The organism is Staphylococcus kloosii, from assembly GCF_003019255.1.
GTDB classification, from domain to species: Bacteria; Bacillota; Bacilli; order Staphylococcales; family Staphylococcaceae; genus Staphylococcus; species Staphylococcus kloosii.
Map to the genome: position 1 here is coordinate 240,429 of NZ_CP027846.1, position 22,657 is coordinate 263,085.

General features: G+C 30.9%; 20 protein-coding genes and 1 pseudogene. 7 read left to right on the forward strand and 14 right to left on the reverse strand.

Going from position 1 to position 22,657, the window contains the following annotated elements; translation table 11 throughout:
- Positions 1-226 precede the first annotated feature (226 nt).
- Complete coding sequence (locus C7J89_RS01270; protein ID WP_103295151.1) at positions 227-1,414, reverse strand: CynX/NimT family MFS transporter; 1,188 nt, start codon at positions 1,412-1,414, stop codon at positions 227-229.
- Between the two features lie 78 nt (positions 1,415-1,492).
- On the opposite strand from C7J89_RS01270, the gene C7J89_RS01275 reads away from it, so the two are divergent.
- Positions 1,493-2,038, forward strand: a complete 546-nt coding sequence (locus C7J89_RS01275; RefSeq protein ID WP_103295150.1) for a helix-turn-helix domain-containing protein — start codon at positions 1,493-1,495, stop codon at positions 2,036-2,038.
- A gap of 113 nt (positions 2,039-2,151) precedes the next feature.
- Here C7J89_RS01275 and C7J89_RS01280 read toward each other — a convergent pair whose 3' ends face one another.
- The gene (locus C7J89_RS01280; RefSeq protein WP_103295149.1) at positions 2,152-3,009 is read right to left on the reverse strand and encodes an ABC transporter substrate-binding protein; all 858 of its coding nucleotides are present in this window, start codon (positions 3,007-3,009) and stop codon (positions 2,152-2,154) included.
- 353 nt (positions 3,010-3,362) lie between these two features.
- On the opposite strand from C7J89_RS01280, the gene C7J89_RS01285 reads away from it, so the two are divergent.
- Entirely contained in the window at positions 3,363-4,211 is an 849-nt protein-coding gene (locus tag C7J89_RS01285) for a patatin-like phospholipase family protein (RefSeq protein ID WP_103295148.1), read from the forward strand.
- A gap of 263 nt (positions 4,212-4,474) precedes the next feature.
- On the opposite strand, the gene C7J89_RS01290 is transcribed toward C7J89_RS01285, so the two are convergent.
- Positions 4,475-5,359, reverse strand: coding sequence for a LysR family transcriptional regulator (locus C7J89_RS01290; protein WP_103295147.1), 885 nt, complete (start codon positions 5,357-5,359; stop codon positions 4,475-4,477).
- A 92-nt stretch (positions 5,360-5,451) separates the two neighbouring features.
- Between C7J89_RS01290 and C7J89_RS01295 the strand changes: the two genes are divergently transcribed.
- Positions 5,452-6,015: a LysE family translocator gene (locus C7J89_RS01295; RefSeq protein WP_103295146.1), complete on the forward strand. Its 564-nt coding sequence runs from the start codon at positions 5,452-5,454 to the stop codon at positions 6,013-6,015.
- Positions 6,016-6,439: 424 nt separating this feature from the next.
- A complete protein-coding gene (locus C7J89_RS01300; protein ID WP_103295145.1) occupies positions 6,440-7,384 on the forward strand; it encodes a CorA family divalent cation transporter in 945 nt (314 codons plus the stop codon).
- Between the two features lie 44 nt (positions 7,385-7,428).
- Here the strand turns inward: C7J89_RS01300 and C7J89_RS01305 are convergent, their stop codons facing one another.
- Together C7J89_RS01305 and C7J89_RS01310 are read right to left on the reverse strand one after the other, a co-directional pair.
- Positions 7,429-7,710 carry a YrhK family protein gene (locus C7J89_RS01305; protein ID WP_103295144.1) on the reverse strand — a complete coding sequence of 94 codons (282 nt, stop codon included), beginning with the start codon at positions 7,708-7,710 and terminating at the stop codon, positions 7,429-7,431.
- A gap of 107 nt (positions 7,711-7,817) precedes the next feature.
- Positions 7,818-8,090, reverse strand: a pseudogene (locus tag C7J89_RS01310) (peptidoglycan bridge formation glycyltransferase FemA/FemB family protein); the annotation flags it as partial.
- A 319-nt stretch (positions 8,091-8,409) separates the two neighbouring features.
- Between C7J89_RS01310 and C7J89_RS01315 the strand changes: the two are divergent.
- Positions 8,410-10,023 (forward strand): SNIPE associated domain-containing protein, encoded by a 1,614-nt coding sequence (locus C7J89_RS01315; protein ID WP_106884369.1) that lies wholly within the window; start codon positions 8,410-8,412, stop codon positions 10,021-10,023.
- A gap of 60 nt (positions 10,024-10,083) precedes the next feature.
- On the opposite strand, the gene C7J89_RS01320 is transcribed toward C7J89_RS01315, so the two are convergent.
- Genes C7J89_RS01320 through C7J89_RS01335 form a run of 4 tightly spaced genes read right to left on the reverse strand, consistent with a single transcriptional unit; the run spans position 10,084 to position 14,598 of the window.
- Entirely contained in the window at positions 10,084-10,929 is an 846-nt protein-coding gene (locus C7J89_RS01320; RefSeq protein ID WP_103296121.1) for a ketose-bisphosphate aldolase, read from the reverse strand.
- Between the two features lie 29 nt (positions 10,930-10,958).
- Positions 10,959-12,320 (reverse strand): gluconate:H+ symporter, encoded by a 1,362-nt coding sequence (locus C7J89_RS01325; RefSeq protein WP_103296120.1) that lies wholly within the window; start codon positions 12,318-12,320, stop codon positions 10,959-10,961.
- Between the two features lie 26 nt (positions 12,321-12,346).
- A complete protein-coding gene (locus tag C7J89_RS01330) occupies positions 12,347-13,714 on the reverse strand; it encodes a four-carbon acid sugar kinase family protein (protein WP_103296119.1) in 1,368 nt (455 codons plus the stop codon).
- Positions 13,715-13,722: 8 nt separating this feature from the next.
- The gene (locus C7J89_RS01335; protein WP_103296118.1) at positions 13,723-14,598 is read right to left on the reverse strand and encodes an NAD(P)-binding domain-containing protein; all 876 of its coding nucleotides are present in this window, start codon (positions 14,596-14,598) and stop codon (positions 13,723-13,725) included.
- A 114-nt stretch (positions 14,599-14,712) separates the two neighbouring features.
- Here C7J89_RS01335 and C7J89_RS01340 point away from each other — a divergent pair, with 114 nt between their 5' ends.
- Positions 14,713-15,327, forward strand: coding sequence for a GntR family transcriptional regulator (locus tag C7J89_RS01340; protein WP_103296073.1), 615 nt, complete (start codon positions 14,713-14,715; stop codon positions 15,325-15,327).
- 81 nt (positions 15,328-15,408) lie between these two features.
- On the opposite strand, the gene C7J89_RS01345 is transcribed toward C7J89_RS01340, so the two are convergent.
- The gene (locus tag C7J89_RS01345) at positions 15,409-16,578 is read right to left on the reverse strand and encodes an ArgE/DapE family deacylase (RefSeq protein WP_103296074.1); all 1,170 of its coding nucleotides are present in this window, start codon (positions 16,576-16,578) and stop codon (positions 15,409-15,411) included.
- Positions 16,579-16,687: 109 nt separating this feature from the next.
- The gene (locus C7J89_RS01350; protein WP_103296075.1) at positions 16,688-17,197 is read right to left on the reverse strand and encodes a DNA topology modulation protein; all 510 of its coding nucleotides are present in this window, start codon (positions 17,195-17,197) and stop codon (positions 16,688-16,690) included.
- Between the two features lie 220 nt (positions 17,198-17,417).
- Between C7J89_RS01350 and C7J89_RS01355 the strand changes: the two genes are divergently transcribed.
- Positions 17,418-18,665, forward strand: a complete 1,248-nt coding sequence (locus tag C7J89_RS01355) for an aminoacyltransferase (RefSeq protein ID WP_103296076.1) — start codon at positions 17,418-17,420, stop codon at positions 18,663-18,665.
- A 624-nt stretch (positions 18,666-19,289) separates the two neighbouring features.
- Here C7J89_RS01355 and C7J89_RS01365 read toward each other — a convergent pair.
- The 3 genes from C7J89_RS01365 to C7J89_RS01375 are packed head-to-tail and all read right to left on the reverse strand — an operon-like array spanning position 19,290 to position 22,272.
- Positions 19,290-20,486, reverse strand: coding sequence for an ABC transporter permease (locus tag C7J89_RS01365; RefSeq protein ID WP_103296078.1), 1,197 nt, complete (start codon positions 20,484-20,486; stop codon positions 19,290-19,292).
- Positions 20,483-21,163 (reverse strand): ABC transporter ATP-binding protein, encoded by a 681-nt coding sequence (locus tag C7J89_RS01370; RefSeq protein WP_061854157.1) that lies wholly within the window; start codon positions 21,161-21,163, stop codon positions 20,483-20,485. The genes C7J89_RS01365 and C7J89_RS01370 overlap by 4 nt, the downstream gene beginning before the upstream one ends.
- Positions 21,160-22,272, reverse strand: a complete 1,113-nt coding sequence (locus C7J89_RS01375; RefSeq protein WP_103296079.1) for an efflux RND transporter periplasmic adaptor subunit — start codon at positions 22,270-22,272, stop codon at positions 21,160-21,162. The genes C7J89_RS01370 and C7J89_RS01375 overlap by 4 nt, the downstream gene beginning before the upstream one ends.
- Positions 22,273-22,657 lie beyond the last annotated feature (385 nt).

Below are 22,657 nucleotides of genomic sequence, written 5' to 3' on the forward strand. Positions count from 1 at the left end.
CAAATCCCCCTAATGTCATGATAATGTAAGCGTTTTCTTAATTTAACCATAACTTTTTCTTTATCACAATATGCCTAAGCATATTTCATGCTATTTTATATAAAAAAACTGTATTTTTATTAGCTTGAACGTGATGATTACGTAAGGATAATGTATGAGAATTTCATTTAATAACAAAAAAGCTTATCTCACATGTCGTGAAATAAGCTACTTAAAATCGTCTATATTATTTTATATTTAACGTCTGTTCTATCGTTTTATTTTTACCTGCGCCAGCTCCAAATATCATAATAGCAACTGCAGTAATTAATAATATGCTTAATGAAAGTATCCAATTGCCTGAAATATCATGTAAGATACCGAAGAACAATGGCCCTATTGCCGCAAATAAATAGCCGACCGACTGAGACATGCCTGATAGCTTAGCAGCAGTCGTACCTTGCTCTGCTCTTAAACTGAAAAATGTATTCACGAGACCGAAGGCTAACCCACTAGCAACACCAATTAGAATTGCCGCTAATAACGCCCAAGTGGGTTCAAACATCATAATGATAACACCAATAACGAACAATGCGCCCGTGCCGAATGTTAATGCATATTGAGACTTCATTTTGGTAGCGATAATTGGCGTTATAAATGTTAGTGGTATAATGGCCAATTGTAAGATTGATAAATATAGACCTGCCTTATCAAGTGAGAATCCTTGGCTTTTTAAATATTCAGGTAACCAGTTAACTAACGAGTAGAATAATAATGATTGTCCACCCATAACGAGCGTAATTTGCCAAGATAAAGGTGATTTCCATACATTTACATCTGTTGAAGCAACTTGTGATGTTTCTTCTGGTTTATTTTTTAATTGAAATGCCCAAACAATCAATGCTATTAATGTAACTATGCTAATGAAGCCTATAGCTATATTATAGTGGAAATGCTTTACAAGGGGCGCAGTCGTATAAGTCGACGCACTTCCAAAAACGTTCATAACTACTGTATAATAACCCGTCATAATTCCGATACGTAATGGGAACTTAGCTTTAATAAAGGCCGGTGCCAAAACATTACCAAATGCGATACCAATGCCTAGCAATACCGTGCCGATATACAACCATGAAACATGCGTAATTGATCTAACAACGACGCCGATAAAGATTAGAATCAACGCGATGAATATCGTCTTCTCTAATCCTAAATGGCGACTCGTTTTAGCCGCAAATAATGAAATGACGGAAAACGCTAATAACGGTACAATAGTAATAAAGCTGACTGCCGTATTAGATAACATCAATTCATCTTTTATATGGGGTAATGCTATGCCTATTGACGTAATAGGCGCCCTTAAATTAGCTGCTACAAGTAATATACCTATAAATAACAACCAATTCATTTTAGTGTGAGTTGTGTCTTGTTTCATAAAAAATCCTCCTAGTAGTTCAAAAACAACACACTAAATGGTACAATATGTTCGATATAAAGTAAAGGAATGATTTTTATGAGTAATATACAAAACGTTATCGCATGTAATTTAATGACTTATCGCAAGAAGAATCAACTGAGTTTAGATAAAATGTCTAAGCTCACAAATGTGAGCAAAAACATGTTAAGTCAAATTGAAAGAGGCGAATCTAACCCAACCATTACAACTTTGTGGAAAATTGCTAACGGGTTGCATTTATCGTTGTCAGAATTAACAACACAACAACAAGATAATGTTAACTTTATTGATAGCACGGATATTTTGTCGATTAAAGATGATAATGTCGTAGTATATCCCTATTTTCCATATGATAAATCTAGACAGTTTGAAATGTTTAAAATGGAAATCCAACCCGGTTGCGAATCGTCTTCGGAAGGGCATCATCTAAACTCTGAAGAATTCATTATTGTAAACAAAGGCGTGTTAACAATTAACGTAAATGACGAAATTTATAATATTGATGAAACACAGGCGCTACGTTTTAATAGTGATATCGCCCATACTTATCAAAATAATACCGATGACTTAATCACCTTTACTGCAACAATTTATTATCAATAACTATAATAAGCACCCTTTCAACTATGAAATAGGTGCTTATTTGCTAGTCACATAAAAATGGTTGATTAGCATATTCTGCAACTAATCAACCACTTTATTGTTTATATTAAAAATTATTCTTTAAGGTTTGCTAATGTTTCAATAATATCTTCAGAAGCTACTAAACCACGTAATTTAGCCCATTCGTCTCTGTTTACAAAGTGAACTCTATTATTTTTCACAGCATCAATGTCGTCCCATTGATTACTATTTTGAAGTTTATTTAAGTCATCGTCATCACTATCTTCAACCATTACAATTAATCTTTCTGGATTAACTTCGGCTAATTGTTCGTATGACATTTCTAAATAGTCCGCTTCTCTATATGCAGGCAATTTATCTGCAATTTTTTCATTAAGTGCATTTTCAAAACCTAATTTGCCTAAAAATTCACCGACATACGTTTTTGCTGAATGCGCAGTTACACCTTGTTCAGATACTACGGCAGCTAACGTTTTTTTGTTCTTATCGATAGAAATTTGATTATTATAGTTATTAACTAAATCTTTATGGCTGTCTAAACGTTCTTTCGCTTCTTTAGATTTAGAAACAGCAGTACCTATACGTTGGAAGACTTCTAACGTTTCTTGATAACCTGCGTCAAAACTACTAAATAAAATCGTAGGTGCAATTTCACTTAATTCATCATATATATCTTTATGACGATCAGCATCTCCGATAATTACTTGTGGAGCTGCAGAACGAATTGATTCAAAGTCTGGATCGATACGTGTACCAACTGAAACATAGTCACCAACTTCTTCTTTGATTGGTGATATTAAGTTCGTACTGTCATTATCATCAGCAATACCTTTAACGTCTATATCTAAAGCAACTAATGCGTCAACGAATGAAAATTCTAAAGCGACTGCTGAATTAATATTCTCTGGTAATTCAGTAGTTCCTGCATCATGCTTAAATTCAAAAGTCATTGTATTACCTCCTTAGATTGCTTGCAATATTATTATTCCACGATGTGCGTAAATCAAACATAGGGGAAGGTTATAAAATACTGTTGAACTGCATGTTTTAACGTTTGTTATTCGTTAGCTTTTAGAAAAGTATAATTAAAACGTTACATAAACGTACAACACTTTCACATTAATATCTGAAACTATTGAAAATCTAGAACGTGAAAATATAAAAACTAAGGTCATTTTAATTTAAATAATTAAATTGAACATTACCTTTAATAGTGAAGTGTTTTATTAGTAATGTTATTATTACAAGACTTAAAGCAACACCAATATTGTTAAATTCACATTAACTAGATGGAGATGTTTAAATGATTAATGAAAAAGCCCTTGTATTAGGCGGAGGCGGTATTACAGGTATAGCGTGGGAATCTGGTGTTTTGGCTGGATTAATTGATTCTGGCATTCTAGTGAACCATGCAGATAAGATACTAGGAAGTTCAGCAGGATCTTACGTCGGTTCAATTTTAGCAAATGGACAAAATATGAAGACTTATTATGAACAACTCGCAAATAACCGTGATAATGCAGATAACGCACAACTGGATCCATCTTTATTTGAATTATGGCGTGAAGCGTTTGTGCAAGGGAAAACAGATGAACAAGTCATTGGTAAATACCTAGGAGATATTATTAATAAAAGTCCTTCAACAGTATCGTTTGAAGAGCGAGAGCGTTCAGTACGTAAAAGAATTGGCAATGTGGATTGGACACCTCAACTGGAAATTACAGCTATTAATTCTAAGACCGGCACGCTTGAATCCTTTAATGAAACGAGCGACATAAGCTTAATTGAAGCAGTTATGGCAAGTGGTGCAGTCCCAGGTATATGGCCACATGTTGATATGCTGGGCGCTTCATGGATAGACGGTGGCATGATTTCTTCCACCAATGCACGACTAATGGCAAATTATAAAGATATTATAATCTTGGCACCATTAGATCAAAAACAAGGTTTAGTTCCTTCAGTTTATGAAGATGTTGAAACCCTGAAGACAAATAGCAACGTAACATTAATAACACCTGATCAAGATAGTAGAAATATAATAGGAACAAATATTTATTCATCACAACATATAAAAGAAATTGGTGATGCTGGTTATCAACAAGGAAAATTAATAGGACGCGACGCTTTAGATGAATTAAAGCATTGGCAATAAAAATTTTAGATAGTGAATGATTATATAAGATTTGGAAAAAAGGCATTACTTCAGCTATAATTTTTCAAAATGGAACTTAATAAAGCACTATTTTCTAGGCTAAATATCTTCTAAACTCTATAGGGAATATTTAGCCTAGTTTTTGATGTTCAATTCTAAACACATACACTCCTAATACTTTTACCATAAAAATTTATCGAATTTAATATTATAGGTATCCAAAGTCAGATGCTGAAAATAAATAATCATAAGATAAATTTATTCTAAAAATCATGTATTTTCATAAACTTTTGAGCTTCCTCTACAAATAAATTAACTATATCATTTTGCCAATTTTTCTTTTTCGTTAAAGCAAAGGAATAAAATAAAGGGAAATCATTGCGCTTACTAATGACTTTCAATGTATTATCCCTAATTTCATCCTCAACTGTTCTGAGTGGTAATACACTGAATCCCATATTATCTGTAAGAAAAGTCTTTATTGCATTAATACTCCATAATTCAGTTTCTTTACCTACTCCAAGATTATTGTCGTTTAAAAATTCTTCAAACATTTTACGATAAGTACTATCTTTTTCATTAATTACTAAATGGTTATATGGCTTATTCTTTAATAAATCTTCTAATGAGTCGGGGGCTTTATTATGAGCTACAATAACTATTTCTTCACTACTTAATAGATGCTTCGTTATATGATTGTTTGAAATCGCACTATTAACAACAAAAGCTATATCTACTTCTCCATTAGTGAGTAAAGTTTGATTATAGCTACAAGTATTGTTAAATAAATCTATATCAATATTCGGGTATTTTTCTAGAAAATTTTTGATTAATTCACTGAGACCTGTTGTTACTAATGATTCAGGAGCTGCTATTTTTAATTTTCTATTATTTGATTTATTAGAGACATCCAGTATTTGATCATGCGTAGAAATATAATCATTTATTAAGGGTAAGATTTGCTTAAGAAACTCAGTTTGAGTTAATTGCTTATTAGAATAAATAAATAACTCATTTTGTAACTCAGCTTCTAAATGCTTAATTTGTTGCGAAATATTAGATTGAGTATAATTTAGTATTTCTGCAGTTTTTGTATAACTCTCTGTAGCTATAAGTGTTTTTAAAATCCTTAATTGTTTAATATCCATTTAATCACCTATTAATATAATTAATAAATACATAATAACATTAATTTTACTTATAGATTATAACAACATAGAATTTTATTGAGGTGATTAATATGTCAGCATTTTTAATTTATGTTTTTGTTACATCTATTACTCCAGGACCGAGCAACTTATTTATTCTTAGTGCTACTAAAGAATATGGATTATCTGGCGCTAAAAAATTTATTACTGGTGTCTTATCGGGGTTTTTACTTTTAGCAATAATCTCTATATTTTGTCTTTTCATATTAGAAGATTTCATTATTCAAATAGAAAATTTTTTAAAGATTTTTGGTTTTCTATACTTAATATATTTAGCATTTAAGACACTTACTTCAGGGAAATATAGCGCAAATAACAAAATACATTCTTCATTTAAGGCAGGTTTTTTACTACAAATATTAAATATGAAATCATTGCTATTCTTTATAACTTTAATCGGAGCTTTTATAATACCTAGTACAAACGTACAACCATTAATATACATTGTTATAACTGTTATCATTGGATGGGCTTGTTTGATTATTTGGGGGCTGTTAGGTTATTACTTAAAAGAATTTCTTAACAAATACAATTATATTTTTAAAATAACTATGTCATTATTACTATTGTATTCAGCACTTAGTATATTCATTTAACCTAGTTAACTAGCTAAAATAACGCCTGGGCATATTAGATACTATTTTCCAAGTCATTCAGAATTATTACAAGCTGTTATATCTATAGTAAAAATGCAAGTAAGAAGAAAAATTAAAGGCAGATTGAAGCAATATTTATATTCATAATTAGATCATAAACAAAACTTAATTCTTTCATTTTTCAATGCTATTGAAACCATAAAGATAAATAGTAGACTTATTAAAGAATGTTTTATAGTAAGAAAAATTATAGAATTAACTTGATTATAGGATTTTTTGTCCCGCTTCCTATTACTTATAATATCTATCAAACATTGTGTGCACACCCCCCTTACTACCTTGCTAATTTTTCAATTTATGATTAATGCTAATAAATTTCAGGTAAATAGGTATTAATATCCTATTATTATTGGAGGGCCTAACAATGCGTTTTATATTTAAAAACGACCAGCAACAAGTCGTAGTCACCGACAATAACGCTAGTGTGCCTACTGACGGACGTTTTATATGGTATGACACTAGTCATCCAACTAATGATGATAAAGATTTTCTCGCACATTATTTTAATCTAGATGCACATAAAATTGAGGAGTCTATTTATACCATTTCGCGACCTCAAATTGATGTCGATGCGCATCAAAAAAATAAATATTTTGTATTGCATACCATTACAAATAGCGACTTTTCAGCCAATCCTTTAAGTATTACAGCATTTGAAAATTCGATGGTGACTGTACACGAAAATAACATCTCTTTAGTTGATCAAGTTATAGATAAATTGAAAAATAATAAACTTGATTTTAATAATGAGCGTATTACATTGGACCTATTAGATGCTATCACGCAAAGTTATTTTGAGTATGTCAATGATGTTGAAGACACCGTGTTTTCCTTTGAATATAAGAACGTGAATGCGACCAAAAACAATAAATTAATGGATGATGTATTCGATATACGCTCTGAAATCATTAAATTAAAACGCGTCTTATTACCAATGCAACAAATGATAGACGACGTTACAGAGAATAATGTGCTTGCTTCAAGCCCTAAAAATCGCAGACTTATTAAACATATCCAAAATAGACTAAAAAGACAAAATGATACTTTAGCTGCCAGTGAAAGTATTACCGAGGAAATTAAAGATAATAACGAATCTTATCGTTCAAATAAAATTAACAACGTTATGAACGTCCTTACGATGATTACATCTATTTTCTTCCCTCTATCCTTATTAACTGGATGGTATGGTATGAACTTTTCATTTATGCCAGAGCTACAATGGAAGTATAGCTATTTCGTCTTTATTGCCATAATGGCCATAATTACAATTTGGTTAATCTTGTTATTTAAAAAGAAAAAATGGTTTTAAAAAACTCCCCAACTCATGATTAATTGGGGAGTTTATATATACTTTTATTTATTAAGCTTTTGTTGTTTTTGATAATAACGAGCAAGATGTACTTCGTGTAAAAAAGCGATTAGTGGTCTGATAGTCATTTGAATACTACCAATAACGAATAATACAGTGCCTGAAAAGACCGTATCACTGCCAAAAAATAGAAAACTGCCGATTAGAAATACCAAGCCTAATACTACATCATTTAGTTGGTATAACGCTTTATAATACATCGTTATGGGGTTTTCATGTCCACTTTTTTGAAAATTTAAGTCGACATGTTTGTTAGTCTTTTTCATGAATATTCCTCCTATAACTTAATTCATTTGTTATAGTCATTCCCATACCCATATAGAAAAAACCTGTACAACTAACATTAATTAAAATTTTTGCCTACAACAAATTGTTATTTATTTATACGTTGATAAATTTTATAAAACAATGGATGGATAGGTTTAATAAAATCTCCAATATACTCTTCAACATGCGCATTGAAACTTTTTTTAAGTTGTTTCACACTATAATCATGAGCCACTTCTACATCTCCTTTTAAACTACTACTAATATCTCTGATACCAATTTGATAAATATTAATAATATGAGCTATTTTAGAAAGTCTTCTAATAGAACTACCGTGACCATATCTTTGTCCAGAACGATGGTCTGACCAATCTAAGTGTAGAAAACTATCTACATTAAAATGAGCTCAATAGATCTTTAATTTATATTCAACTAAGAACATTATGAAAATCGAAAAATTAATTTTTAAGTATTTTAATTTTATTCAAAAAGTAATAGTAATTTTATAAATTCCTCCATGTTTATGCGAAATTTTACATTGTTCAACTGAAAAATAGTCTTTTTGTTATTAAAACAAATTTTTTTTATATTTATCAATTCATTATTATTTATTTTCATTAATGTGAAAAACTATATATAACTTTTCTCTTTAATCAGGTATACTTAAATAAATTACATAGTAAAGGGGCTAATATGCTATGAGTTATTACAAAAATGATTTCAATGTATTAACTACGAAATTAGGGGAAAATATAGAAATATTATTTTCATCAAAAGGTACTTTCAATTGTGATAGTAAAGACAGAAATGGTAGCTATTTTTTTAGCAAAACGCATTTGTACTTTATTCGTGGAAAAGATAATTTTGCATACAGAATACCATTTAATGATATTTTATCAATTGAGCGACATAAAAAAACTTTATCGGATTATTTATTAATAACATATGGCAAAAATAAAACAGCGAAAATAGTTATTTATAATTCTGAATCTCTAGAAATCATTAATTATTTAATAAATTTAGTTAACTCAGTAGAAAATCAGAAATCAGAAATCACTGAAGAAAAAAATAATATTAAACTCTTGCATAAACAAACAAAAGAAGAATTAGCATCATATAAAAATGCTACTTTAAATAAAATAGAAGAGCGTGCAAACACATTAAAAATTAATGTTAAAAATAAAGAATCCACAATTTGTGATTTAAATCAAACAATTAACGATAAAAAAATTGAACTCCAAGAATTATCAAACAAATTATATGATACAAAATTAGAAAATGATTTTAATGATATATTTGTTCGTCATTTTGAAGAGAATATTACATCTTCTGAAATTAACGATAAAATTAGCTTATTAAATTTAAAAGAAAAGCAATTCATTAAGGATAATTTGTCTGTTTTACATTATGGTTATGAAGATAAAAAGACTATTATTAATTCACAAATCAAACAAATACTAAGATCTTTTGATACTGAATGTAATTACTTTTACTCAAATTTAACTTTTAAAAATTATCAAAGTTACCACAATAAATTGGTAAAATCATTTGAAACTTTAAACAGAATATATAAAGTTGATAATGTTAAAATTACAACAGAATACTTACAACTCAAGCTAGAAAAACTAAATTTAATTTATGAAAAAGCGAAAAAAATTGAAGAGGAACGTGAAATTCAAAAAGAGATTAAAGAACAAATGAAAGAAGAAGAACGCGTAAGAAGAGAGCTTGAAAATGAACGTAAAAAATTAGAAAAAGAAGAAAGACAATTTAATAATGAAGTTAATAGTCTATTTAAACGTTTAGAAAAAGCGAATAATGACATTGAAAAAGAATTATACGCCGAAAAAATAAAGCAGCTAGAAGATAAAATAAATGAATTGCAAGAAGATAAAAAAGATGTAATCAATCGCGAAACAAATACTAGAGCTGGTTATGTGTACGTAATTTCCAATATTGGATCGTTTGGTGAAGATATTTTTAAAATTGGAATGACAAGAAGATTAGAGCCATATGACAGAATTAAAGAGTTAGGAGATGCTTCTGTTCCTTTTTCATTTGATGTTCATGCAATGATCTTTAGTGATGATGCACCTAAATTAGAAAACATCTTACATAAACATTTTAGAGATAGAGAAATTAATAAAGTAAATCATAGAAAAGAATTTTTTAGAGTTAGTATTGATGAAATAGAATCTGTTGTAAAAACAAACCATAATAATACTGTTGAATTCATTAAAATACCACAAGCAGAACAGTATTGGGAAAGTCAAAATTTAAGTAACAATGAAACGTTAATTGATTCTTTATAACTAATAAAGCTCTATTAAAATAATCCCTTAACAACGTATTATTGTTAAGGGATTATTCTACTAAGCGTGATTTGAAGCATTACATTTAATAATAAGTGATTTAACCGCTTCCTCGATAGCATCTTTACTAGGGCCGATAATCTTTTGAGGGTCGTATAACTGTTTATCATTTTCTAAAGTTTGTCTTAGCTGTTTAGCCCATGCAATTTTAACTTCAGTATTAAAGTTTATCTTCGCATGACCTAGTTCAATCGCTTTTAGTAGCTCTTCATCTGAAATTCCAGAAGCACCATGTAAGACTAACGGAATGTCTAACTGCGCTTCAATCTCTTCCATTTCTTTAAATCCAAGATTAGGTTCCCCTTTATATTCTCCGTGTACCGAACCTAATGCAGGTGCCAAACTATCCAAATTTGTTTGCGTAACTAATTGGTAACAATCGTCTAAACTAGCGTATTTTACATTACCGCTAATGCCATCTTCTGTCCCACCGACGCCACCAACTTCTCCTTCGACTAACACATCACCTTGATGCGCATAATCTACAACTTGTTTAGTGTAGGCAATATTGGAGTCAATTGGTAATTTTGAACCATCATACATAATCGAGTCGTAGCCAATGTCTATCGCATGGCGACAATTTTCTACTGATGTACTATGGTCTAAATGAATAATGACAGGGACTGTAATTTCCATAGCTTGTACCTTATTTTTTATCGTTTTATAAATAAATTCATATCCCCCTAATTCAGGGATTAAATTATCCGAAGTAGCTATTATAATTGGTGATTTCATAGACTCTGCTGCTTTTAATACTGGTTCTATCCAAATAAGTTCATTAATATTTATTTGTGGAATAGCAAATTTTTCATATTTTGCATGCTGTAAAATCTCTCTATTTTTCATACTTTAATCCTCACTTTATAGCATTTATTTTAAATAATTACATTTACGAGTAATATAAAACCTAACCCTAAAACAGATAATATGGATTCAAGTAACGTCCAAGTTAAAAATGTTTCTTTAATAGTCAGACCAAAATATTCTTTGAACATCCAAAATCCAGCATCATTTACGTGTGAACAAAAGATACTTCCTGCACCGATAGCTAACACTACAAGTGAAATATTTACATCTACTGATTGAATAAGTGGTAAAACAATACCCACAGATGATAATGCTGCTACTGTTGTAGAACCTAACGCTACTCGTAGAATAGCTGCAGCTAACCATGCTAAAATTATTGGTGACATTTCTGTACCGTGGAACATTTTAGAAATTGTATCTCCGACTCCACCATCAATAAGTATTTGCTTGAATACACCGCCGCCACCAATAATTAGTAGTAACATCGCAATTGGTGTAATCGCATCTGAAACCGTTTGCATAATTTGGTTCATTGAATGCTTTCTTCTAATACCCATCGTGTACATTGCAAATAATACAGCGATAAGCATTGCAGTCGTTGATGATCCTATAAAGTATATAAATCCTTCAAAACCAGTCGCCTTACCGTCTTCATGCCCTGTAATTAATTGAACTACAGTGGCTAATAGCATTAAAATAACTGGGCTTAATGCAGTTAATAAACTAATACCAAAACTAGGTAAAGTTTTATTTTCAATCTTTTGCGTATCTGCAATCGTTCCTTGATTACCTTCTCGTGTAAACGCAACTGGAGCAATTTTGTATGCTAATTTCGGGAATACCACTCCCACAATAATTGCCAATGGAATACCTATAATAAAACCATACATAAGTACGTGTCCGATATTAGCATGAAGCGCTTGTGAAATTGCTACAGGTCCAGGGTGCGGTGGTAAAAATCCATGCGTAATAGCTATAGAAGTAGCCATTGGTAGACCGACTTTAAGATTTGATATCTTCATTCTTTTAGCTAACGTGAATACTAATGGAATAAGTAAAACAAATGCAACTTCTAAAAATAGCGATATACCAATAATAAACGAAGCAACAATCATCGCTAAGGTTACATATTTTTCACCGAATTTCTCAATCAATTTATCCGCAATTTTTGTTGCGCCTCCACCTTCTGATAATAACTTACCTAAAATGGAACCCAGTCCAAAGATTATAGCGATACTACCTAACGTATCTCCCATACCTTTTTCTACAACCTCAACGATTTTATCTATTGGCATTCCTAAAATAATACCCGTAAACATCGATGTCACAATTAAAGCAATAAATGTATTCATTTTAAGTAACATAATTAATGCAAGTAACACTAATACCCCAATAACAACACTGATCAGTGGCCAAATTTCTCCAAACATTTCCATCCCTACTTTCTATAGACCTTTTAACTATTTAATTTGTATACTTCTGTTAAAGTTTCAACGTCACCAACATTACCCGGGAAAATCACATATGCCATTTTTGGATATTTCGCTTCACTGTCTGTTAACCAAACGGGTACACCTTTAGTTACTTGTCCAATAACATCTGCTTTATGAATGTTTAGCCCTTTTGTGGCCACATCACTTGAAGTAATGCCACCTTTGGCAATAATAAATTTAGGCTGTACTTGTAACCCTCTGATAATTTCAACTAAACTATTTGAAATATTTGTTGAAATACTTAAATTATTTGTTAAGTCTTCTGTTTTTATAACGTCGCGAGAAGTGTAAATAACAATATCTTCTCCGTCTTTAATAATTTGTTCTACTTGAGTAATTTGTTCTGCTATATATTCATTTAAATTAGACTCTGTTACTTTTTTAATGTCAAACTCACTTTGTTTAATATTTGTATTATTTAATAAATGCTGTAGTTGATCAGACGTTTTCTTCACATGAGAGCCTACTATGATAATGCCACCATTATTATTCTGCTTATAATTTTTTAAGTTAATAATTTCTCCAGGTGTTTGACACATTGCTTTTACAAATGAAGCAGCTGTTCTAAACATAAACTTCTTCTCATGATTGGCTAAAAATTCTGTTAAACATGCCACAAAGTAGTCCATATCTTCGTCATTCAAAGCGTCTACAACGACTGCATCAAAATTATTTATTGATTCGAAAGTCTTAAATATTGCTGTCTTATCACGATTTCTAATTTGTTCTAATGTAATATGATAAACTTCGTTAGATGTAATAGCGCCATGACTTTTTTCTTCAATAAAATCTGCCATTGTTTCAGAATTAAAACCAAATGTTGTATCATTAGAAAATTCACTTTCTGCAACAGGCATATACGTATCATTTTCTTTTAAATAATGAATGCCATTATAAGTAAAACGATTACCTTCAAAAAATTCCGGCACATAAAATACCGCATCAAAGCCCGAAGTGGAAGCATCATTTAGTACTTTGGGCTCTAAATAAAAGTGTCCTCTTAAAGTTGAATCGCCTCTGCTTATAATTAAATATGGATGGTTTAATCGTTGTGAAACCCTTTCAATATTACTGCTTATTTCTTTATGTAAAGCAGTAGTTTCTTCTTCATTTAGAGCGCGCGAATTAGTTAAAATATAGAACATGTTATTCGATTGCTTGAAACCATCTTCCAATAACTCTTCAGTCCATTGTGTATATACCGGTAAATCCTTAACTGTTTGAGTACCAGTAGGATCATCATCTAATACGATTATTTTATAATTGAAAGAACTTAAATTTTTATTAAATTCGTCATTTTTTTGTTCATTTATCAACTTTTCATTTAACATTTTGTCACCTACATATTATTTATATTTTCGAAATATTTAATAATTCCAGAATGATCATTTAGTCCATTGCCTTGCGCAACTTCTGATTTATATATTTCTTTAACTTGGTTTGAAACAGGTAATGTTAAGCCGACAGTATCAGCAGTAGAAGTAACATTTTTTAAATCTTTTAAATTAATATTTAAAGTACCGCCAGGTTGATAATCTTCAGCAATCATTTTAGGAAATTTCGCATCCATAACCGTAGATCCTGCTAGACCACCTTTGATAGCTTGATACATTGCTTCTAAATCAATATTAAATTTTTTAGCTAATACTACTGCTTCGGATAAAGCTGCAATATTCGTATTAACAATAATTTGATTTGCCAACTTAACGACACTGCCAGAACCAACTTCACCTACGCGTATAACTGATTGCGCTATTGGTTCGCATACTTTCTTAATGTCTTCATAATCATTTTCATTGCAACCTACCATGATTGATAATTCACCTGTAATTGCCAATGGCTCCCCACCACTTACCGGCGCATCAATATATGATACTGAGTTTTCTTCTAAAACCTTACTAATTTCTAAAGATTCATTTGGTGTTAGTGAGCTTGTATCTATTACACTTTTTACATTGACTTGAGGTTGATTCAATATCGACTCTTGACCGCTATATAAAACGGACTTCACAATTGCTCCGTTCGGTAATGATAAGAATAAATAATCAACTTCTTGGGCCATTTCAGTAATTGATACTGCTTGAGCACCTTCTTTAACCATTTCTAGTTCTGTATCTTTATTCACATCATTTACTAGCACTGTATTTTGTTCTTTTAGAAAATTTTTAACCATGGGTTTACCCATAATTCCTAAACCTATAAATCCAATTTTCATAATATTACCTCCGTTGAAAACGTTTACTTTTTATAATTGTATACCTTTTCATAATAAATGTATACATTTTAACTTATAATTTTTTGTAGTAATATAAAAGAAAGAGGTGAAATTATGCATAGCAATAATGAATTAACGCTATATCAAAAAATTCGAAATGATATTATTTCAGGAGAATTAAAGCAATCTGAAAAAATTACAGAGGTTAAATTAGCTAAAAAATATAACGTCAGTAGAACGCCTATCAGAGAGGTTATTAAACAGTTAGAATTAGAATATTTTATAAAAGATTCTTATATTTTCATTCCAACCACTGAGGAATATAGAAATATATTTGAAATGCGCATTTTATTTGAAACTTATGCGCTAGAAAAAGCTGGTGTTATTTTCACGGACTCTGATATAGCAGAATTAAGAAGTTATACCGAAATTGATATAAATAGTGAAGATGAAGATCATATTTTAGAAATTAATGATAAGTTTCACCAAAAAATAATGAGTGCTACGAATAATCCATTCATTCAAGAATCCTATCAAAAGCTAAAAAGCTTTATCTATTTGTTTAGTAAAACCGTTATTACAAAGCGTCGCCCGGGTTTAATAGAAGAGCATGCTGAAATTGTGGAAGCATTAAATAATAGAAACATTAAAGAAGCACTAGCTTTACTAGAATCACACCTCAAAAAAGACTTAGAATTTAGCCTTTACTATTTATCATTTAAAAATTAAATCTTTCTGTCTTATTTTAGATATAAAAAAAGAGATCTAAATACTTATTTAAAAGTATTTAGACCTCTTTATTTTTTAATATTAACTTTCTTGATTAAGATAATCAGTAAGTAAGTTAGTGTATAAATCGATAAAAGTTAAATAAACGTCTTTATAGACATATTCGTCTACTTGGTGTGCTTGTCCTGTTTCACCGGGACCATACATCACGAATGGAAAGGCGTCATCTTTACCTTTCATTAAAAATGAAGCATCGGTCGTAGCTGTAGATGCTGTTAATTCTAAGTCGCGATTAAAGTATTTGTCGCCATATTGTTTAGTTAATTTTAAAAATGAATTTTCTCCCGTAGTATATACCGGCTCACGGTTAACATAAGGATTAACTTCAAGCGAAGCATTAGATTCTTGCTCAACTTTATTTTTAATTTTTTCAAATAAATCTATAAATCTCTTATTATCAAATTCTGGAATTGTACGCATATTAAATAAAGAAGAAGCATACTCTGGTATTGAGTTAACTTGATCACCGCCCTGAATAACAGTTGAATTCATCGTTGGCGTACCAAGCAATTCACTAGAAGTATCCACCTTACTATATTCAGCATTTAAATAATGAATAAAGTCTGTTAGCGGATTAATAGCATTATAACCCAATTCTGGCATAGAACTGTGCGCAGACTTACCTTTAGATGTTACTTCAATATCCATCGTACCTTTATGTGTATAGACGATGCCGTCTTGGGAAGGTTCAGCAATAAGTAATGCATCTACATCATTCATATAACCTTCATCGTATAATTTAGCTGCACCTGAACTTGTAATTTCTTCTCCAGCTGTAGCCATAAATCGGATAGTACCTTTTTTCAACGTGCCTGCCTTCTTAATTTCAATAAGGCTTAATGCTAACGCAACGAGACCTGATTTCATATCGGCAGAGCCTCTACCATGCAAACGCCCTTGCTCGTCTTCCGTTAATTTGAATGGATCGTAGTTCCAATTATTGACATCACCCGTCGTAACAACATCCATATGGCCTGAAACGCCTAATATAGGTTTTCCTTCACCAATTTCCGCAACTAAATCAGCTCTCGTATCAGAGTCATCCAATTTAACAATATCGGATTTAATGTCGTACGAAGAAAATAACTTTTGTAAATATTGAGCAACTTCAAGTTCCTTATCATTTACAGATTGAATTTCTATAATGTCGGACAATATTTTAATACGTTCTTCTTGAGATAAAACTCCCATATAACCACTCCTTCATAGTGAAAAGTTATTATTACACTTTAATATCTACCACTTTCTCGCGAATTCATAACATGGGCTAAATTAAAGCTCTGCGTAAATACGGTTGGTTTTATGTAGTATGTTGTTGAATAAATGCATTTATATCTTGTCGTTTGTGTAAATGATAAATGTTTTTGTCATCTTTTAATTTAGAGAATTTATTTAATAAAAATGGTTTTTTATGTTTAGGATATTTCCAAATATACGTTAAGAAAGTAAATGATATACGTTCCTTACAGCCGCTTCCCATATCGATTCTCGTTTTCCCTAAATTTTTAAATAATCGCGTAAATACTCTGTAATAGCAAATTATTCTCGGTAAGTCTAAAAATATAACTGTGTCTGCACACTTTAATCTATCATCCAATATATCCGTGTAATTCCCATCTATAATCCACTTTTCTTGTTTTAGTATTGCTTCTTGAATGTCTATCTTTTCAGCTAGATTTCGCATATTCCAATTGGGTTTCCAAAATAATGCATCTAAATGATAAACAGGTATATTCATCGCTCTTGATAACTTTCTAGAAAACGTAGACTTACCAGAGCCTGACGAACCAATTAATATAATTTTTTGCATAAGTTATCCCTCTCAGTTTAACGAGTAGTATTAGGAAAATTTGAATAATGTAAATAACAATATATAACGTAAATGCCATCATACATTACAACATTTAAAATTGAATACTCAGTTATTTTAAATGTGATTATACAACAAAAGTTCTATTTTTCTAAATTATTTGAATTTTTATATAAATAGTGTAAAATATATTACAATTTTAGATTAGGTGGTGTGTTTTATGTTTTTTACTAGATTAACTGAAAAAGAATATGGAAATTTTATTCGTCATTATCCAGTTCATTTTACGCAATCAGTAGATCAATATAATTATAGGGAACAAAATAAAGGGGATGTACATTTAGTAGGTGTAAAAAACAATAATAATAATATTGTTGCAGCTTGTTTATTATCAGAAGCAAGAGCAATGAAATTTTTCAAATACTTCTATTCACATAAGGGACCTGTACTAGATTATCAAAATAAAGAAGTAGTTCAATGCTTTTTTAAGGGATTAACTAAATATTTAAAAAAACAAAAAACTTTGTTTGTTTCGGTAGACCCATACATAATTGAAAATATGAGAGATGCAGATGGGGAAGTATTAAAATCTCATGATAATACGAAATTAATTCATCAACTTCGAAAATTGGGTTTTAAACATCAAGGGTATACAGTAGGTTATTCTCAAAAAAGTCAAATTCGCTGGTTATCTGTATTAGATTTAAAAGATAAAAGTGAACAAGATTTAATGAAAAATATGGATTATCAAACTCGTCGAAATATTAAAAAGTCGATAGAAATGGGAGTAGAAACAACAACTTTAGATATATCTGAAACAGATCGCTTTTATAAGCTATTTAAAAAAGCAGAAGATAGACATAATTTTAAGTATAGAGAAAATCCTTATGAGTTTTTTATAGAAGCTCAAAAAATGTACGCTGATCACTCAATGTTAAAACTAGCTTACATAGATTTAAATAAATATATACAAAAATTAAATAAAAAAGGCGACCAATTAGATGAGCAATTACAACAAATACAAGAAAAACTCTCTGACAATCCAAATTCAAAAAAAAGTAAATCTAAAGTAGAACAACTACAACAACAAATAAAGAGTAACGATAAAAAATTAGTTGAAGCACAGCAATTACTTGAAGAAGAAGGAGAAATACTAGATTTAGCTGCCGCATTGTATATATACAATAAAGACGAAGTATATTATTTATCTAGTGGTTCAGACCCTAAATTTTATCAATTTAATGGTGCTTATTGTCTCCAATGGGATATGATTCAGTTTGCTAAAAATCAAAATATTCCACGTTATAATTTTTACGGTATTACAGGCGACTTTAGTGATAATGCTGAAGATTATGGAGTTCAACAATTTAAAAAAGGATTCAATGCACATGTCGAGGAATATATTGGTGATTTTGTTAAAGCAATTCATCCAATTTTTTATAAAATATATCAAATCATTAATAAATAACGTTACCTTGATTAATTAAATTTTTACTATATTATAGAACAAACCCCTTAACAATCTATTGCTAAGGGGTTTGTTAATTGTTCTTATATCATGAATGTACTAACTCAATTTAAGATGAACTTTAAGTACTTTGGACTTACTAGCAACTATATACAAAACTAATAAAATCGTATTATTTAAATAATAATGAAATATATCAATAAACAAAGACCGGTACTTGTAACTATGCTTAACACTATCGTAGTGATAATTTTTTCTAACCAAGAGACGTGTGATAAAGCTATAAATACATATACTCCAAAAAGAAATATGCTTAGTAACAAATACATAATGAATTGAATCCCGATAAATGCAAAAGGATGACGAATCAATTGTTCTAAAAACTCCATAAGCAAACCATTCCTTTTTTAAATAAATCTATAAGTGATGAGAGCAAGACAGAAATCTTCTTTGTTTAAAAAGTTTTGTAGTCCCGACCCAACAGGGATGACTAGCGTCGTAAAAAGCTTTATACAAACGCATTTTCAATTCAGCCATCTACTGTAATTATAAAAATAGAGTCTGGAGATAATATTTTGTTCCAGACTCTTAATAATAATTTTACGCAATCATAAAACATTTATACTACTTAATAATATCAATAAGCTCTTTCTTAGATGCTGCACGTGCCGGAATCCAGCCGAATATAATACCGATTAATGTAGAGACACCTACGGCTATAATTATTGAGCTTAGACTGACCGCACTCTTAATCATTTTCGGAGTTAATGCATCGACACATGTCGCAATCAAAATGCCTAAGATCAATCCGATAATACCACCTATGAGACATAGTACGACACTTTCCACTAGAAATTGTATTTCAATATCGCGCCCTTTGGCACCGAAGGCACGTCGAATAGCGATTTCCTCGGTACGTTCAGCGACTGAAATATACATAACATTCATAACACCAATTCCTGCGATAAATAAAGAGATACCTGCTACGGCAGCTACGAAGTATGTGATGGAATCAAATACAGTATTAATATTTTTCATCATGGATTCCATATCGGAATACATATAACTGCCATCACTCGTACCCGAACCTTTTTTATTAAGTTGCTTTTCAACTTTCTTGGCTACGTCTTTCTTGTTGGCATCTTTATCAAGATTCAACTGCAACGTAGGCACATCTTGTGAGAGGTTGCCCATGTATTGTGAGAAAGTTTTACTTGGCATTTTGACGCTATTATCATTTTGTAATGACATCATACTCTGACCACTACTATTAGCTATACCAACGACTTTAAAACCTTGTCCTTCAATATAAAGTGACTTACCTAATGCATGATTGTTGAAAACGTCTTTGGCAAGTTTATGGTCAATCACGACAACTTTTTCTTGGGTATCGTTGGCATCTTCATTAAAACCTTGTCCTTTATCGACAGATTCAGCACTTTTTACTTTTGAGATATTAACGTCACCTTGTTTTTGAGAGTTAGTTAGTTTAGCTGAATATGAACTATCTTCACTTTCTTTAATTTTAGCGCTATTCACGCCGTTCACTTGTTTGGCAATATCGATATCTTGACGACTAAAAGGATTTTTCTTCGGTGCCTTCATATCTTCTGTCTGATAGGTGATAGAAGCTTGATGTTTCCCGGCACCTGCATCGGAAAATTGATCGCTAGCTGTTTTCTTAAATCCATTTCCTAACGACATAATCGTTATAACGGCCGCGATACCGATAATAATACCTATCATCGTAAATATGTTACGACGCTTATTTTTCATAATTGAACGAAACGAAACGGCAATAACATTTGCTAAGTTGCTCATTCAATCACCTCTTCTCTTTGTACACGGCCATCGAGAATATGAATAACCCTATCTGCCTTTTCGGCAACTTGACGGTCATGCGTCACCATAATCATCGTCGTTTGCTTTTCTTTATTCAGTTTCACAAACAACTCCATAATATCTTGAGACGTCTTAGAATCAAGCGCTCCTGTAGGTTCGTCGGCAATAATAAACTTTGGATCATTGATAATCGAACGTGCTATCGCGACACGTTGTTGTTGTCCACCCGATAATTTATTTGGCAACAAATTTTCTTTGTCATATAAACCGACATCATGCAAAGTAGCTAACACTTTATCTTTACGTTCTTGTGACTTCATCCCATTATAAATGAGTGGCACACTGACATTTTCCAAAATGGTATTATTTTGAATCAATTTAAAGTTTTGGAACACAAAGCCGACGGTCTTATTTCGAATATCTGCAAGATTGTTGTCGGAGCTTTTCTTATAGTTGTGATTATTAAATAAATACTCGCCTTCATATCCTCTATCTATAAAGCCAAGTATATTAATAAGCGTACTTTTACCTGAACCTGAGGGTCCCATAATAGCGATAAATTCACCTTCATTGATATGAATATTAATGTCTTTTAAAATGTGATTCGTTTCATTCCCATTTTTAAAATGACGATTGATATTTTTTAAGTCTATCATGAAGACACCTCAACTTTAGCGCCATCATTTAAAGTTTTCTTCGGATGTTTAATCACTTTGTCTCCTGCTTTCAGACCTTCTTTGACGATAATTTGACCGTTATTACGTTCGATTTTAATGTTTCGTTTATGTGCTTTATGATAACTGTCTACGACAAACACTTTGTCATCTTTTGTTAGGACGCTGTCTGGTAATTTCATCGTGTTAAGTGGAATACTCGCATCCATAGATAGACCTGAACGTACAGGAATGTCTAAATCACCTATAATAACTGTGTATTTAGAAGTATCTCCTTCTTTACCTCCTGATGGATCGTTTTGAACAGGGTTTGATGCTTGGCTAGCCCCACTATCTTGGCTATCTTCGCCTTGTGTACTCCCGGCAGACTGACCGCTTGTACTATCGTCATAACTTGTTGGTAATTCATTAATTTTGTTAATTTTACCGTGCCCTTTTTTACCATTACTCGTTACCGAAACATTTACTTTATCTCCTGTGTGAATCTTGTCTAAATCATATTCGGAAACCGTTGATTTAATTTGTGGATCATTTGAAATCAATTGTAAGATAGGTTCGCCATCGCCGACTTCGCCATCATTTTTAATGTTTACTTTACCATCAAAAGAAGCATACATACTGTCGTTGAGTTGTTTATCGTGTTGAGAAAGTTGTTGTTGTGCTTCATTTAGACTACTTTGGTCTTGCGTTAATTTACTCTGCACGTCTCTATCATTAGGACGTTGATTTGCTTGTTCTTGGTCATCATTCACTTGATTTTGTGCTTGATCAACCTTATTTGCTAGCTCTTGGCGTTTACTGCTATTCGTATCATAATTAATTAATTTGTCGCCTTGTTTAACCTTTTGGCCATCTTTAACTAACGTATTTTGAAAATCACCAACTTGGCTATTGTTGTTATATGTTTTTACTGCATTAGGTGAAGCTTTACCTTCTATGTTTATCGGGTTTTCCTTTTTTACTTCATATGTATCGTAGCCTTTATCCTTTTTTGAAGAGCTGCTATTGACTTGTTTTAAAGTGAATGCAATCGCTACTAAAGCAATAATTGCAACGAGGCCAATAACAATCCATAACCATTTCTTTTTCAATTGCTGTGCACTCCTTATTTTCATAGTTAACACAAGCCTATCATAATTACACAACAAAAAATATATTACATAATAATTTTTTGTGATTAATAAGGATTAATGAACTTTTCTTTGTTTTATTTATTGTGTTTTAGTTTTATTTTAATTTAATACAAAATATTGTTAATTAAGTATTTTTTTATAAATTATCTTGTGTTATGCTTTGTTACGAAAAATAATACATATGGAGACGTTAGTGCTCTATTATTTATCTAGTATTATGCTTAATTTTTTAGTTCTTATTCTTCGAAGAAAACTATATTACTAAGCTTTTAAAACTTCTGATAATCATCGATTATGTAAATTATTTTCATATAACAGTCAAATAAAATTCAATTATTATAGA